General features: G+C 55.4%; 16 protein-coding genes and 1 pseudogene. 9 read left to right on the top strand and 8 right to left on the bottom strand.

Translation table 11 applies throughout. The features are described 5' to 3' along the window. The first annotated feature begins 312 nt into the window (after positions 1 to 312). From B4920_RS20255 to B4920_RS20235, 5 genes are read left to right on the top strand one after another with little or no spacing between them, the layout of a single operon-like run. Positions 313 to 1,263, top strand: coding sequence for a CBASS oligonucleotide cyclase (locus B4920_RS20255; protein ID WP_079436500.1), 951 nt, complete (start codon positions 313 to 315; stop codon positions 1,261 to 1,263). Continuing rightward, a complete protein-coding gene (locus B4920_RS20250; RefSeq protein WP_079436499.1) occupies positions 1,260 to 1,754 on the top strand; it encodes a hypothetical protein in 495 nt (164 codons plus the stop codon). The genes B4920_RS20255 and B4920_RS20250 overlap by 4 nt, the downstream gene beginning before the upstream one ends. Further along, complete coding sequence (locus B4920_RS20245; RefSeq protein WP_079436498.1) at positions 1,751 to 2,647, top strand: ATP-binding protein; 897 nt, start codon at positions 1,751 to 1,753, stop codon at positions 2,645 to 2,647. The genes B4920_RS20250 and B4920_RS20245 overlap by 4 nt, the downstream gene beginning before the upstream one ends. Then, entirely contained in the window at positions 2,647 to 3,810 is a 1,164-nt protein-coding gene (locus B4920_RS20240; protein WP_079436497.1) for a hypothetical protein, read from the top strand. The genes B4920_RS20245 and B4920_RS20240 overlap by 1 nt, the downstream gene beginning before the upstream one ends. Then, positions 3,807 to 4,367: a 3'-5' exonuclease gene (locus tag B4920_RS20235; protein ID WP_079436496.1), complete on the top strand. Its 561-nt coding sequence runs from the start codon at positions 3,807 to 3,809 to the stop codon at positions 4,365 to 4,367. Before B4920_RS20240 ends, B4920_RS20235 begins: the two co-directional genes overlap by 4 nt. Positions 4,368 to 4,532: 165 nt before the next feature. Here the strand turns inward: B4920_RS20235 and B4920_RS28940 are convergent, their stop codons facing one another. The 3 genes from B4920_RS28940 to B4920_RS20225 are packed head-to-tail and all read right to left on the bottom strand — an operon-like array spanning position 4,533 to position 7,283. Further along, entirely contained in the window at positions 4,533 to 6,293 is a 1,761-nt protein-coding gene (locus tag B4920_RS28940) for a hypothetical protein (protein ID WP_139379578.1), read from the bottom strand. Positions 6,294 to 6,316: 23 nt separating this feature from the next. After that, on the bottom strand, positions 6,317 to 6,760 hold the full coding sequence (locus tag B4920_RS20230; protein WP_139379577.1) for a hypothetical protein: 444 nt from the start codon (positions 6,758 to 6,760) through the stop codon (positions 6,317 to 6,319). 28 nt (positions 6,761 to 6,788) lie between these two features. Next, entirely contained in the window at positions 6,789 to 7,283 is a 495-nt protein-coding gene (locus tag B4920_RS20225; RefSeq protein ID WP_139379576.1) for a hypothetical protein, read from the bottom strand. Between the two features lie 457 nt (positions 7,284 to 7,740). On the opposite strand from B4920_RS20225, the gene B4920_RS20220 reads away from it, so the two are divergent. Further along, the gene (locus B4920_RS20220; protein ID WP_079436493.1) at positions 7,741 to 8,073 is read left to right on the top strand and encodes a hypothetical protein; all 333 of its coding nucleotides are present in this window, start codon (positions 7,741 to 7,743) and stop codon (positions 8,071 to 8,073) included. Positions 8,074 to 8,204: 131 nt separating this feature from the next. Here B4920_RS20220 and B4920_RS20215 read toward each other — a convergent pair whose 3' ends face one another. Continuing rightward, entirely contained in the window at positions 8,205 to 8,453 is a 249-nt protein-coding gene (locus tag B4920_RS20215) for a growth regulator (protein WP_079436492.1), read from the bottom strand. 376 nt (positions 8,454 to 8,829) lie between these two features. On the opposite strand from B4920_RS20215, the gene B4920_RS31010 reads away from it, so the two are divergent. Further along, positions 8,830 to 8,976: a LysR family transcriptional regulator gene (locus tag B4920_RS31010; protein WP_216819972.1), complete on the top strand. Its 147-nt coding sequence runs from the start codon at positions 8,830 to 8,832 to the stop codon at positions 8,974 to 8,976. A gap of 131 nt (positions 8,977 to 9,107) precedes the next feature. Here the strand turns inward: B4920_RS31010 and B4920_RS20205 are convergent, their stop codons facing one another. The 4 genes from B4920_RS20205 to B4920_RS20190 all read right to left on the bottom strand — a co-directional run bounded on the left by B4920_RS20205 (position 9,108) and on the right by B4920_RS20190 (position 12,068). Then, positions 9,108 to 9,551, bottom strand: coding sequence for an antitoxin Xre/MbcA/ParS toxin-binding domain-containing protein (locus B4920_RS20205; RefSeq protein WP_161493356.1), 444 nt, complete (start codon positions 9,549 to 9,551; stop codon positions 9,108 to 9,110). Between the two features lie 133 nt (positions 9,552 to 9,684). Beyond that, on the bottom strand, positions 9,685 to 10,080 hold the full coding sequence (locus B4920_RS20200) for a hypothetical protein (protein WP_079436490.1): 396 nt from the start codon (positions 10,078 to 10,080) through the stop codon (positions 9,685 to 9,687). Positions 10,081 to 10,638: 558 nt separating this feature from the next. Continuing rightward, on the bottom strand, positions 10,639 to 11,076 hold the full coding sequence (locus B4920_RS20195; protein ID WP_079436489.1) for a VOC family protein: 438 nt from the start codon (positions 11,074 to 11,076) through the stop codon (positions 10,639 to 10,641). 11 nt (positions 11,077 to 11,087) lie between these two features. Continuing rightward, positions 11,088 to 12,068, bottom strand: coding sequence for an isopenicillin N synthase family oxygenase (locus B4920_RS20190; protein WP_079436488.1), 981 nt, complete (start codon positions 12,066 to 12,068; stop codon positions 11,088 to 11,090). Positions 12,069 to 12,398: 330 nt separating this feature from the next. Between B4920_RS20190 and B4920_RS20185 the strand changes: the two genes are divergently transcribed. Both B4920_RS20185 and B4920_RS30560 read left to right on the top strand, forming a co-directional pair. Then, on the top strand, positions 12,399 to 13,454 hold the full coding sequence (locus B4920_RS20185; protein ID WP_079436487.1) for an aromatic ring-hydroxylating dioxygenase subunit alpha: 1,056 nt from the start codon (positions 12,399 to 12,401) through the stop codon (positions 13,452 to 13,454). Between the two features lie 60 nt (positions 13,455 to 13,514). Further along, positions 13,515 to 14,122: pseudogene (locus B4920_RS30560) on the top strand (transposase); the annotation flags it as partial.

The raw sequence follows: 14,122 nt of genomic DNA, 5'->3' as shown, positions 1-14,122 counted from the left end.
GAAAGCCTTGGGATTGTATGGCCGCTGTTCGCCATTCTCAAGCTCAGAGTTATGTGTTCGAGCCTTCCACGTGGAGACCATGATGGTTCAAATGAACCTTTTTGGCCCCCCGACTGAGGAGGGAACCGTCATCTACACGATGACGATCCGTCTGAAGAACGGGAAGGTGGTGCGGCGACCGAATGGCCGACCGTTCCGCATCGTGCTAGGTGCCAAGACCCAAAAGCAGCGTCGGTCTTGATGCGTAGCCGCCGGTGCCGTCGATTTGGCGGCACTGGCTCACCGATGATTAACTCATAAAGGACACATATCTTGTCACTAAGCAACACCGAAATCCGATACTACGACAGTACCGTGCTGCGCCTTCCTGCAGACAAGCGCAAGGAATATCACGCGCAGGTAGATCGACTGATCAGTGCGCTGACCAAGCGCGTACACGAGCAGAGCGACATCAAAATCACCAAGGTGGTGAAGGCTGGCTCATTCGCCAAATACACGATCTTGCGCAAGACAAACGAGGACCCCGTCGACGTCGACGTCGTCTTCTACATCTCTGGTCGCAGCGTCGACAAAGAGAGCCTGGCCAGCCTGACCCAACTTATCTACGACACGCTGATCAAGCTATACCCTAGCAAATCGGTCGAGGACTTCGAGATCCAGCGCAAGGCCGCGACAGTAACCTTTGCCGGTACGGGCCTTAGCGTGGACATTGTTCCGGTGATCGAAGACTCAACCCGTGCCGGGTATGGCTGGCAATTTGACATCCACGACGGCACCAAGGTGCAGACCTGCGCACCATGTCAGATCAAGTTCGTTCGTGACCGTAAGGACAAGGACCCGGATTTTCGCACGCTCGTGCGCTTGGCTAAGAAGTGGCGTAACCGGATTGAACTGAAGCCCCTCAAGTCCTTCGTTATTGAGCTGATCATGGCTCATGTGCTCTCGATCAATGGCAAGGATGGCACCCTCGAGAAACGTTTCAGGGACTTCCTGCTCTACATCGCACAATCTGAATTGCAAGAGGCTATCAGCTTTCCAGAGAACGGCCTTGTGTTCCATACGTTCGATGATCCGGTCGTAATCCTCGATCCAGTGTGCAACAACAACAACGTTGCGAGCCGCATCACAGAAGAGGAGCGCAAAGAGATCGTCGCCGCAGCCCAAGAGGCTTGGGAGACAGCAAACTTCGCATCTATCGAAGACGACATCGACATCTGGAAAGAGCTGTTCGGCCCGCGCTTTACGATTGAGGAGGCTGCGTGAGTTACTCGTATGCGGAGACAGAAACCTACTCGATCACTGACATCGAGGTCGTTATGCGGCGGGTGACGACCGACTTGGTGATGATCGCAGGCAGCACGAAAGCAATTTCGGAAGAGAAAGCTCGTGATTATGGCCACGATATTGAGCTGTTGGCCAAGAGCGGTTTTTTACAAAAAGTGGACGTCACCCTGCTCAGCTACGGCGTCGAAATGAGGGCAACCTGCTTCGTAGTGAACACAGCCTCAGGCGATCTGACGATGAGTCGCCCCGGCGGCGTACTGTGGCCACAGCTGCCCAATCCGACACTTCGCATCGTGTTGTCTTACACGGAGGCTTACGATAGTGCAGCGCGGACAAAGATGAATCCGAAGCTCAACATCAGTTGGGTGCCGACAACCGTGGATCTCAGTCATTCGACCCTTAGGGCTGGTGCCAACCGTGACTATGTCAGCAACGGTTATGGCATGCAGCGCAAGGACTTCAGCCTATGACTTTACCCAGCATCTTTGACGCCAGAACGCTCCTTCCTGATCCCCCGCTTGCCTTGCGTGAAAAGACACTGCTTGGCTTCGAGGGGCGGTATCGGAAAACACACGACCAATTGCGGCTGTTGCTTAACCTTGGAGAACTGGACGCCTGGAGTAAGACACATCATCAGAAGAAGCTTTTGCTGTGCGATTTGGTCGCCGAACAGTACCCCCTTGTGATTTTTCACGGTGATGTTGGTACTGGGAAGACTGCCACAGCTGAATGCATCGCCAATCGACTGGCCAAGGAGTCGCGTACGGAGGATGCTCAACTCTTCAAACTGAGCAACCGAGTTCGCGGCAGCGGCAAGGTCGGTGAGATGGGAACGCTGCTAACCCAGGCTTTTCACGAAGTCGTCCAAGCTGCCGGTAAGGGACGCCGGGCCTTCCTGATCATTGACGAAGGTGACTCTTTGGCGGCTTCGCGTAACCAGGCACATAGTCATCACGAGGACAAAGTGGCAGTGAACACGCTGATCCAGGGGGTTGATGATCTGCGCCGCTTCAATGGTCGCATCGTGGTCTTCCTGTGCACCAACCGTTTATCCGTACTTGATCCTGCATTGCAGCGGCGCGCAGCCATCGTCGAGGAGTTCACACGCCCGGACGATAGTGAGCGTCAGGCCTTGTTGACGATGGATTTGGAGGGGGTCGGACTCACGGACCACGAAATCCGGGAGTTAGTTCTTGCGACCGGTCCGCGCAACAAGCAACCCGGCTGGACTTTCTCAGACATCCGTACACGTCTATACCCTGCCGCGCTCGCCCAAGCATTTCCTGGCCGCGCACTTTCATACAAGGATCTGATTGACGTCGCGAATGCCCAGCAGCCGTCACCTGTCATGGAGGACAAGTGATGCCACGATCTGCATTATTTGGCCGCCGTATCCACATTGCTGGCAGTATCGTCGAGGATCCTAACAGTGCGACTGCAGATGAGGTCATTCGGGCTCGCGAGTTCGTCAAAGCCTTGGTGCTAGAACTACTCTCCAAGGGTGCCACCTTCGTCATTCCTGTGGATGCAGAGAAGACGCGGCCTGATGGTCACCCCATCTGTTTCGACTGGCTCGTTTGGGAAACCATCCACAGTAACCTTGCACGCCGTCCAGCTGGGGCACAAAATCCTCTTGTCATCGCAGTTAAGCACCATAAGAACGAAGGTCAGATCCCGGCGCAGTACCGCTCCGTGTGGGATGTCATGCGTGTGTCGCCGCTAGTAGAGATCGAAAGCGCTGCACATTGGAACATGGCCAGTAAGCGTATGGAGGTGCAGGCACTGCACGGTGACATCCTTATCGCGGTTGGCGGCGGTGAAGGTGTTCTCTTTCTCGCTAACCTGTATCACGACGCGGGCAAGCCTGTGATTCCGATGAATTTTAGTCTTGGATCTGTAGCCACCGGGGCGTCGCGCCTCTTTGATTTCGGGATGTCCGGAAGCAATGCGCCCCGCTTATTCCAAACTGAGGGTGCAGCGACTCCACAAAGTTGGCTCAATCGCATTGAAATGTACCCAGGCAAGACTACAGGCGATGGTGTTCGTGATCTGCTTGGCCTTCTCGAAGACCTTATACCTCCTAAAGTATTTGCCGTTAGATTGCTAAATCCACTTCACGACGATTATGACGCGGTTCAAGCCTTTTTCGACAACGTGGTTCAGCCCGTGATGGAGGGAGAGTTGGGCTATAGACTTACCGTGATCGATGGCAATCAACCCTACGAACATGCCCGTATCGATGACGAGATCTTCAAGAAACTGCACCGCAGCAGCGTAGTCCTCGCAGACATAACGGGTGTTCGTCCGAACTGCTTTATCGAGTTGGGCTATGCGCTTGGTCGTGGGCTTCCTACCATCTTGACTGCCAAGGAAGGAACCGAGCGTCCGTTCGACATCTACTCGTTGCCAGGACACCACTGGAAGACCACCGGAAGTACAGAAGAGCGGCGCGAGGCATTTCGCAAGCATTGGAATGCCATCAAGAATCGCCCGCCGATCGTCTCAACAGATCCACTGATCCCATGAATAAGAAACGTGAAGTTTTTTTATCCGTGGACGTCGAGACGTCAGGTCCTATCCCGGGCGAGTACAGCATGCTTACAATCGGCGCATGTAACGTCGATGACCCAGAGCAGGTATTTTCCTGTGAGCTGAAGCCGATTTCAGCCAATGCTGATTCGAAGGCCATGGAGATCACAGGGCTCTCTATGGAGAAACTTGCCGCCGAGGGATGGCCTCCAGAAGTTGCAATGAAGCGCTTTCACGACTGGATCGTTAAGGTTGCCGGCGAAGATGGTACCCCGGTGTTCGTCGGGCTCAACGCTCCATTCGACTGGTCATTCGTGAACTTCTACTTCCACCGGTACCTGAAGTCAAATCCGTTTGGTTTTTCTGCTCTAGACATCAAAGCGTTCTACATGGGGGTGACAGGTTCCACCTGGGCAGGCACGCGCTCAAGCCAGATGGCTACTCGACTACACCCAACCCAGTGCAAGGGCGACCATCAGGCGCTGCACGATGCACAATACCAGGCTGAGTTGTTTCGCTTAATTCAGGATGTCGCACAACGACAGCGCAGTTGACGAACTCACTGCAGCCTTTCCAGCGACCTTCTGTGATCGGGTCAGGAAGCCTCTGTCTGAACGACTCAACAATTCAACTCTGGGGCTGAGTCGGCAGTTACTTGGCCTGAGCGGCCGGTCATTGACCGGCCAGCCTACGTCTTCTTTGATGCATTGGTGTTAGCGTCATGCTAGCGGCTCGACAATAAAATACTCACGTACCAGTGCAATTGCGAAGTCCAACGCATTTTTCGTCACATTGGTTTGGACAACATGTTTTTGCTCGCGCTCCTCGTTTGCAGCTCCCTGAGCTTCTCCGCTATCAGCGACGGCCTTCACCCAAAGGCATTCAGATTGCTCAGCCGCTCGATAGAACCCAGAACTCTCCATATCAAATACAACAGCATCTGGGCACGATCTTTCAATATGCTCGACCAGCTTGGAGTTACGAGCTTCAATCTTAATGCTAGCACTCGCTAGCCCCTTATCCAAGACCACCTTGTAGGCACGCCCAGTGGTATCCATTGTGCGCGCTAAACGATAAAGGCCATTATCGACACGATCCCCATGCGCTCGATACTCGGTTCCGTTAGAGGTGTGGCGCTGATGATCAAAAGCAATGACTTCGTTTGGAACAACAACTGTACCGACTTCTAATTTACGTTTTGGCATGCCCATGCACATCCCTACCATTAATGTGATGCTAGGCCGGAGAATCTCTACAATTTTGCCAACCGTAAGTGCGGCATCAACTTGCCCTTGAAACGTTTGTCCAGCAAGGTGCCAATGAACACCGTTATGCGGATCGATAAATTGCACAATGTAGTATTTTCCACCATTCAGCGATTTCGTTGTTCCATTTCCAAAGTCAGAAACGAGTTGAGCGCGCACTGTGTCAAATTCAACCTGGGCCGCAGCTACACAGAGCACAGAGCGCGACGGTACTTGAACAGCTGTTGTAGGCACGGATTTGTTAGGAGGAGTGGAAATAGTCATCGAAGTTTTATCCTTGTTCTTAATTAGACTTATACCTGACGGTGGATTGCTGCTCAGCATCAGATTTGCGTCAAATACCGGCTCTGGCTGTGTCACGTAGGTCACAGCCGTTGAAAGGGCAATCTGCCAGTCCGGATTATCAGCCAACCTTAGTAGACTAACGGGCTCACAGGACAAGAGCTCCTTGAGACGGTCTTGACCGCGTACGAAGCGCAGCATTTTGTTGTACGACAAGTCGCGACCATAGGATGGAATACGGAAATCACTAGCCAAATAATTGAGATCGACGACAACGCCAGCGTTAAGATCCTTGGTGTAGCTCTCGAAGTATCCTTCGTTTATGACGCTTCTAATTCGCGCTTGTATCAGCTTCGAAGCCTCGCATAGATCTAGTATTTCATACACATGTGCTGGAATGAATGCCAACGAGCCTAACTCATTGGGTACCCGTTCAAGCCGGGCCTCGAGTTTCGGAATCGGTCTGTCAACAGCATCGCGTAGCCTATGCGCCAGTGATCCGTCTGCAACGCATTGATCCCAATGCGCGCCAATATCTCGCGTTGCACTGCGATTTCTGCGGACGTAAGGTAGAAACTTGGTTGCCTCTTGGTCTGTTCTATACAAACTGTGCTGCTCACTGCCTTTCCTATAGAACGTCTCATCTTGGCGCTCTCGAATATACTCTTCCAAGTTGATGGCATTGCCCGCAAGCCCGATGATCCCAAGGTCTAAAAATTCTGTAAGATCAGCCAAGATCTGGCGACAAAGATAAGATTCGTAGTACGAAGCAGCAGGAATGAAGACCTTTTCCGCACAGGCCACGGCTAACCGTGTGGCGATCTTCATCTCGTCACGTAATTGGGGGGATTCAATCGCACGGCCTTTGTCAGCAATGAAATGCGTGTCAAAAAAATGCAGAAACAGGCGTTCCAGTCTTGTCTGCGTGATCATAGAACTCCCTGTGTGCACGGTTATTACTCAAAGAACCGCATCTGCGGATCATTAACCATGCAATCTGCACGGAAGTCAGAGACCAGCCTATCGAGTTGCCCTTTTAGGCTTATCGCCCGCCACGCCGAAAGTTCGTCCAAATAAGAATCGGGCGTGCCCTGCAGAAGGTAAATCTTCTTTGATTGCGCGAAGGCCACTGCAATTTCCGCAAACGTATTAGGCCCCACGTAGTTCAGGATGCCGTGTCGATCAATATTAACCGCCAGCACGCAATAAGTGCGAGGGTCACGAATTTTGCGAAGGTAGGAGAAGGAGGCTTTCCGCTTGAAGTGCTCGAAGTCAAAGAGCGATAGCTGCCGGATCGCCTCGCCCTCTTCTGTCGGAATAACAGTCTGGATCCCAAACGAACCTAACTCCTCTGCACACTCCTTTATCTGCTGGTAAACGCCCATGCTGCCGATCAACACGACTCGCCGGTTTGTCCGCATTGGTCCTTCAGTCATCGCGCAATGCCCCCGTTATCAGCTCCCTTTCAAGAACGCTGGAGCGATCATGGTCGTTCTCAAATAGCCAACAAGGTGTCCATGAACTGTCAGTTATCCTCTGAATCAGTTCCGACTCGTCGAGCACAAATTCTTGAGGAACATGCAGTGGAAGGTCGACGGGATGTTCGCTGAAGTAGATGGGGCGTTTCAACTGCACAACCCGTCCCACCTCGTAGCAAGTGGTCCGTCCAATGTAACCGCTGGGAGTGACCACATAGACTAACCCTGCACGAAGGATACGGTGCATCGCGAGAGATTGAATGGCGGGGTCGGACCAACTGGCGTCGTCCGTTGAAAAACGAACAAAATCGATGCCCGCTTCAAGCACATCCACTCCTTGGGGAGACGTGATAGCAATGCCAGCTGATCGCAGCTTCGCACATACCTGCTGTACATGCTCATTGTGCTGTTTAAAACTTCCGATGACCGCTACTGAATGCTTCATTTTTCAATATCCCTGCAGCAATTATCGACCATGGCGTGTGAGCCGGATCGATGCGCTGGGTCAAAGCCTTAGAATTGGACCAACCGAGGATGTCTCAATTGGCGACCACATAACAAACATGCTCAATTGACTGTTCTTTGCCGATGGGCGGATGTTATCAGCATCCTGTCGGATCGTCCGATTTGGCTCGAGGTGCTGCCTCTGGATTCGAGCTCCAGATGGCCGTGCGCTTCCGTGGCCTGTTATCGGCTACCCGAGCGACCAGGGGCTGGTATGGGTCCATGCGGACCGTTGAAGTTATTTAGGTTCTCGGAGGAGTTGATCAAGGCAATCGTGCCTTCTTATCAAGACGAGTCAGACTGAGCGATTATGAGCAACCGAAATCTGTAACTGTCACTATCGAAGCCTTCTTACTCTGCTTCTGGCTGAAGGGTGCATCACTCGAGCGGCGTAGAAGCTGCGCGCCCAACACTGTGTGGCGGGGGCCATTACCGTGAGCATCCGCAGCAATCCGTGCAAGCCTTGGGAGGCCCAATATAACCAGAGCGCCGTGGCACCCCTGCATGAACTGAGCGCCGATACCCGGATACTCATCCAGGCAGCCCTATGGGGGCTGAACAAAATCTACCGCTCAGGCTACGCCTACAAGAAGGCCGGCGGGATGCTGTCTGGTCTGGAGCCCGCGACGAGACGCCAGGACAGTCTGCTCATCGACAAGGTCAAGGAAAGTCGGGCTGCAGCCCTGATGCAGGCCATGGACCGGATCAACCTCGGGGGCGCGGGAGCCTGAGACCTCTTGCCATAGGCTTCAGCGGGGATGGGCGGATGCGGCGGGGAGGGGCTGTCGCCGGCATGGACCGCGCAGGGGGACGGGATGCCGAGGGTGATGGCTAGAAAGTGATACCAGTGCGCAATGGGCAGCTATTGTTTTTCCAGGCCGACATCCTGCGTTGCATCCCAATTCTCTTCTACACGGGGCAACCCGTCCGGCATTTCTGCGAGCAAGTCGGTAACCTTGTATCGAGGTCGGGCGGCAATCTGTGCGCTTATCTTTCCGCCAAGAATCCCAAGCTCAAGGTGATCACCCTCGCTGATCCCGTTCTGTTCCATAAAGGATCTGGGGGCCGTCAGAACAAAGGCGTCGTCGGCTCTTTTGTTGGCTTGGCGCATAGTCTCCACCGCTGAAAGCGGTCATAAATTACAACCGTATGTCCATACTATCCATGTGCGGGCATTGGCGGGCCATCCGCCGTTTGGGCCGAGCTCGGTGTCGCTGGTTTGAAAATCTGTTCTTCGGGCCTGAGCGGACGATCAAGCGGAACACTCGGATCGTCCTTCTTCGGCCAGGAGCAGCCTTACGACGAACTCAGGTTCAACGTCAGCTCTAGACCTGCGACCGGATAAGCCACATCGCTAGCAGAATAGGCGCTCAGACTGTCAAGACAGTCACTCTCCCAGCAGGCGTGAGGACATGTCTTGACCTCCCAAGAGCCAAACATACACAAAGCCACCGATGTCTCTGCGCACCCTGGTTGCCATAGCCTAGATTGGGTCCTTCGTCCGCGCGGCGGAGGCGGTTTGCCTCACGCAGTCGGCGGTCAGTCGGCATGTCCGCAGTCTTGAAGAGGACTTCAACGCACCCTCGTTTGACCGTAGCCGGCGTGTTCCTGTCCCCGTCACATTTGCAAAATAACTAGGTGCAGGACCGGCGTTTGTGCTTAGGAGCTCTTCAAGCGTGCCCCGTAGCCGTTCGTTGTGCCTTGATCGGCTGGTAGTGCTGGCAACCTGGGCTCGCATCCTCAGAAGGTCAGCCGATCTCCCGCGTTACGCGAACACGCCCAGCTGCGACTGTACAAGCAGATTGGATACAAGCCTCTGTCCCGTTGTCGTATCCATATAGTCTGACGGCTTCGCTCCACCCAAGGCGGGGACTGGCCGCTCAAGCCACTCGCCGACCCATCGGGCGGCGTCAAAGTTCGTTGAGTCGCCGGTGTCGTCCACCATGAATGCGACCTGGCCAATCAGCTGCATCAGCCCGATCACAAGCTCGGATTGTTCAGTCGAGAGCATGGCTCCGGGACGGGCTTTCTGTCTGGTTGCGGCACCAGGCAGATTGAGTATACGCAGTAGGCACTCCCGCGAGACATGCATTGCTGCCACGAGCTCTGGGAGGCGGGAGGCTGGTACCCCGGCACGGATGAGGCTGACGCGTTCAGCAGGCGAGGCACGATAGAGGGTTTTTGCGAACGTCGTGATATCGGGTTCCAAGGTCATCTCCGCTGCTGTGAACTTAGTTTCTAGGCGCATACCCGAGTAACACGTCCGGACTCTACGTCATCTCGGTGCAGATGCGGAAGCGTCACGGCTGGTGTTCCCTAAAACGCGTGATCCACGCAGCTTCTTAGCATGGCCAGCTTGTCGCAGTGGGATCCGGAGAGCGCAAGGTGAAACCATCGTGCGCACTACCGTTCAGCTCATCTTGCGCCGCTTTCAAGGCAAACAGACTGTCCACTCCGACCTGGCTGGTGAGCGTTCGCTCTACGTCGTCAATGACGATCACGATGGGATGCTTCACCGTATCGGAGAGGGCCACGAGTGCTTGCGCCAGCGTGATGTTTTTTCCGATCCCAATGCGCTCGATCGAGAAGTCGCTCCGTCCCACCTTGCAGTTCGTGATGCCGAGGCACTTGGCGATTCGCGTGACGGCCGTGTCGTGCTTGCTGACCGCGCTACGAATCCCTCTGGCGATCGACTCGCCAGGGGCGATGTAGGTGACGATGGCTTCGCTAGCCTCCACTGCAGGAAGCAGGTCTTCTCGGATAAACGTCGACGTGCCCGTGCGCCGGGGGAGTGCCAGAAGATTCTAGACGGAGAGGCGGAGGTGGGGGAGTTCTCCAGAATCCGCGCTGTCAGTTACCTCGCCGCATTGGGTCGATGAAAGATAGACAAATCTGTCATTCAGTAGAGCCCAGGGAGGGAGTGCTGGATTGTATGCAAGCGTGGCCCATCGTCGCTTGTTTGGGAGCGACGACATGCAGCTCAGCATGAGCCAGACAGGCAATTACTGGGACAAATTCGTGCTGGAGCGCTTCTTCCTGAACCTGAAAATGGAATGTGCCTGGCAGCGCGGCCATGCATAACAATCCCGAGGCGACGCGAGATGGCACCGAGTGAGCAGCCTGTGGTGCACATCTCACGGCGAAGGTGACCAAATCCCGCGCCACAGGTGCCACTCTCGTGATGACACCGAGGCCGGCGCTGCACTCAAGGCCCACCGATGAAACAAATAAGGCACTTGCACCGAGGGAACTCGATGCACGAAAGTGGTTCCCCCAGAGGGAATATATGTACCGCCTCACTTGCCTCCGAAATTCACCTTCGACGGTTCCACGCCGTGGGGCAGCTTTGGGCATGTAGCGCGCAGGATGTTTCGCTCTGGATCTTGCAGGACGACCTGCCAGTGTCCATAGTACGTAGGAAATGGACCTTGAACGACCGACCCGCCGAACCCGCTCACACGTGCAGCCAACGCATCGACGTCTCCGGGCTCCTGAACCACGAAGGTCACCATGGTCGAGACCGGCGCACGCTCCTTTGACTCAGGCTGTCGATCGCTCAGCCCCAGGAGTTCGTATGCACGAAACCCATTGAAGGCAATTTGCGTCCCTTCCTGATGAAGAACACGATAGATCGGCGACGACGCCTCAAGAATTTCCTTCCAGCCTGAAATGGCCTGATAGAAATTGAAAACTCGATCCAGGTCTTGGCAGAAGATATTGAACATGGGCTTCATTTGGACTCTCCTCAGGCCACGACCTTTTGGTCGCCATAGGTCTTGGCGTACATGTCTGCGATGTGCTGGCCCACTGTCGTCACATTGGACTTCGTTTCCTTGTCGGCTTGGCCACCGCTGATCGGCTTGATCTTGTAGTGGTAGTTCGGGTCGAAGAATGTGGGAACGGAATAGCGATGGCGCTCAGGCGACAAATTAAGCACCCGGTGCATGTTGGAGTGATAGAGTCCATTGGTCAGCACAGGCACCATGTCGCCAAGATTGATCACGAAGGTACCTGGGATGTGCGGTGCGCGAACCCATTCGCCATCAGCATTACGCACTTCGAGCCCGCCAACATCGTCTTGAAGGAGCATGGTCAGCATGCCCCAGTCAGTATGGGCACCCGCGCCAATTTGGTTGCCACTACCCACCCCGGATTGGGGTGGGTAGTGTAGCAAGCGCGTGGTCGCCATCGGGCAATCCAAGCCTTCCTCAAAGTAGTCTTCAGGCAATTCGAGAGACAGCGCAAGAATGCTCAGTAGATGTTTGCCCAGCTTGATCATTTCGGCGATGTAGGCTTCGGTGTAAACCTTCATGTCGGGCTGGGACGCGGGCCATTGGTTGAGACTGTTGTAATCGCCGTTGGAAACGTATGACTGTGCTCCATCTACGCCGGCCATGAAGCCTTCTTTCATGTCGGGCATTGAACCATCATCGAGCGTTTGACTCGACATGGGCTCGTAGCCCCTCATCGTCGCTGACTTGGAAACATCGATAGACAGCTTTTCCTCCTGCGGTAAGGCAAAGAAGTCCCTGGCGCAAGCCAGTTGGCGGTCCACCAAATCCTGCGGAATCTGGTGGTGCGAGATGTAAAAGAAGCCTGTATCGCGACACGCCTTGTGAACCTCCCAAGCAACCGCCTTGCGGTCGCTCAGTCGGTCAGAGAAGCTGCTGCTCAAGTCGATGACGGGAATGAATTTGGCGGTCGATGGCGGGGTGTAGACGAGCATGGGATACCTGTAATGGTGAAGATTGCAAATAGATCGGCTTGGCGCCGTCTGGTCTTGTCAAGCTTCACTATTCACCACGGACCAACCGTGGCGGAAGTCCCATCCGGACAACATTCTGTTCGGTTTCTGAAACGGTCAAGAGCTGTGGGCGGCCGCTAGGCCTCAAACATCTGCGGAATGAGGGCCACAAAAAAATAAGCCTGGGATCAGTGACCGTGGTCGTCGCTGTGCGATGCATTTTATGCAATGGATCTGTGCAAATTCTCTTCTCGACCGCAATGGTGCGCCTACCTAGACTGACCTTTATTCCAAACAGCAGGGCTCTCCGTTATGAATACCCCGATCACCTCAAAGTCTGTCAGCCAACCCGAGGACAGCAGTTTCAACCACACCGACTGGATGATCCTGTCGCGCCATTGGTACCCGGTGGCACGGGCGGTCGATGTCGCGGATCAGCCCGTGCAAGCCCTGCTACTAGATGTGAAAGTCGTTGTGTACCGAACCAGCGCTGGCTTGTCTGTGGCGCTGGACCGCTGCCCACACCGCGGTGTGCCACTCAGTAAGGGCTGCGTCAAAGCCAACCACCTAGTGTGTGCGTACCACGGCCTGCAGTTTGACGCGCAAGGTGCTTGCAAGAAGATCCCCGCCCAACCCAGCTTGGTGCCCTCGGATCGGTTCCGGCTTCAGAGCCTGCCGTCGGTCGAGCGGTACGGCCTGGTCTGGACCTGCCTCAACCCGGACGGGCACAGCGCGATCTCGCCCATGCCTACGTGGTACGACGAGGCGCATCAACAGGTGCTACCGCCTTCAGTGGACATCCTTGGGTCTGCAGGACGACAAGTCGAAGGCTTCGTGGACGTCGCGCATTTCGCCTTCGTGCACCACGAAGCCTTTGCTGATCCAGAAAATCCGGTCGTGCCCGCTTACGAGACGGAGGCCACAGATCTGGGCGTGCGCAGCGACTACGTCAGCAACGTCAGCAACCTGCCCAAGGGGCTGCAACACCTGGCGTCGCCCGACTTCCAGTGGCGTCGCGTGTACGAGATCTACCCCCCCTTCACCGCCAGGCTGACCGTGCACTTCCCCGACGGCGGTCTGCTGAACATCCTCAACTGTGCCAGCCCGATGACCGCCCGCAGCACGCGACTGTTCGTGCCCATTACGCGTAACTTCGACACCAATGGGCCGCTGGAGGATGTATATGCCTTCAATGCGCAGGTGTTTGCCGAAGACAAAGACTTGGTTGAGACACAGTGGCCTCAGGAACTGCCACTGGATCCAATGGCTGAAGCGCACTTTGCGGCGGACCGCACCTCGTTGGCCTATCGCAAGTTGCTCAGGGAGATGGGGCTGACGTTTAGTCGGTCAGCGTCTGCCATGGCTTGAGTCGTCTCGGGTTTCCTAGACACCCTGTAGTCTCACAGCTGAGGCAAATCGGAGGAGTTCATGGAAACGAAGAAGTCGCAGCAACGCTTCACTGAAGAGTTCAAGACCGAGGCAGTCCGTCAGGTGACAGAGCGGGGGCATTCGGTCGCTGAAGTGGCGGCCCGACTGGACGTCAGCAGCCACAGCCTGTATGCGTGGATCAAGCGCCTCAAGGCGGAACTGCACCGGGTGACCGAGGCGCGAGATATCTTAAAAAAGGCCGCCGCGTACTTTGCCAGGCAGTCCGGGTGAAGTACGCGTTTATTCAGGCCAATGAGGGTCATCACCCGGGTCGGCGCCTGTGCGCAGTGCTGGCCGTCCATCACAGCGGTTACTACGCATGGCGCCGGCAGCCCCATTCACAGCGCAGCCAGGACGACCGACGTGTGAGCGCCCTCGCATATCAATCCTGGCTCGAGAGCGGGCGGGTGTATGGTTGCCGCAAGGTCTGCAACGATCTGCGCGACCTGGGCAAGCGTTGTGGCAAGCACCGAGTGGCCCGGCTGATGCGTCAGGCCGGCTGGAAGTCCCAGATGGGCTACACACGTCGGTCCGGGTTTCGCAGCGGGAAGCCGGCCGTGGAGGCACCGAACCATCTCAAGCGGGCGTTCGACGTGGCCGAACCCAAC

Source organism: Zoogloea sp. LCSB751, from assembly GCF_002028455.1.
Taxonomy (GTDB): Bacteria; Pseudomonadota; Gammaproteobacteria; order Burkholderiales; family Rhodocyclaceae; genus Zoogloea.
Note: the sequence above shows the minus strand (reverse complement) of the source record. Positions and strands in the feature narration are given on the sequence as shown.

Coding starts and splice junctions, on each gene's coding strand:
- B4920_RS20245 (WP_079436498.1), top strand. CDS start 1,751: ATGACTTTACCCAGCATCTTTGACGCCAGAACGCTCCTTCCTGATCCC.
- B4920_RS20240 (WP_079436497.1), top strand. CDS start 2,647: ATGCCACGATCTGCATTATTTGGCCGCCGTATCCACATTGCTGGCAGT.
- B4920_RS20235 (WP_079436496.1), top strand. CDS start 3,807: ATGAATAAGAAACGTGAAGTTTTTTTATCCGTGGACGTCGAGACGTCA.
- B4920_RS28940 (WP_139379578.1), bottom strand. CDS start 6,293: ATGATCACGCAGACAAGACTGGAACGCCTGTTTCTGCATTTTTTTGAC.
- B4920_RS20225 (WP_139379576.1), bottom strand. CDS start 7,283: ATGAAGCATTCAGTAGCGGTCATCGGAAGTTTTAAACAGCACAATGAG.
- B4920_RS20215 (WP_079436492.1), bottom strand. CDS start 8,453: ATGCGCCAAGCCAACAAAAGAGCCGACGACGCCTTTGTTCTGACGGCC.
- B4920_RS20195 (WP_079436489.1), bottom strand. CDS start 11,076: ATGAAGCCCATGTTCAATATCTTCTGCCAAGACCTGGATCGAGTTTTC.
- B4920_RS20190 (WP_079436488.1), bottom strand. CDS start 12,068: ATGCTCGTCTACACCCCGCCATCGACCGCCAAATTCATTCCCGTCATC.
- B4920_RS20185 (WP_079436487.1), top strand. CDS start 12,399: ATGAATACCCCGATCACCTCAAAGTCTGTCAGCCAACCCGAGGACAGC.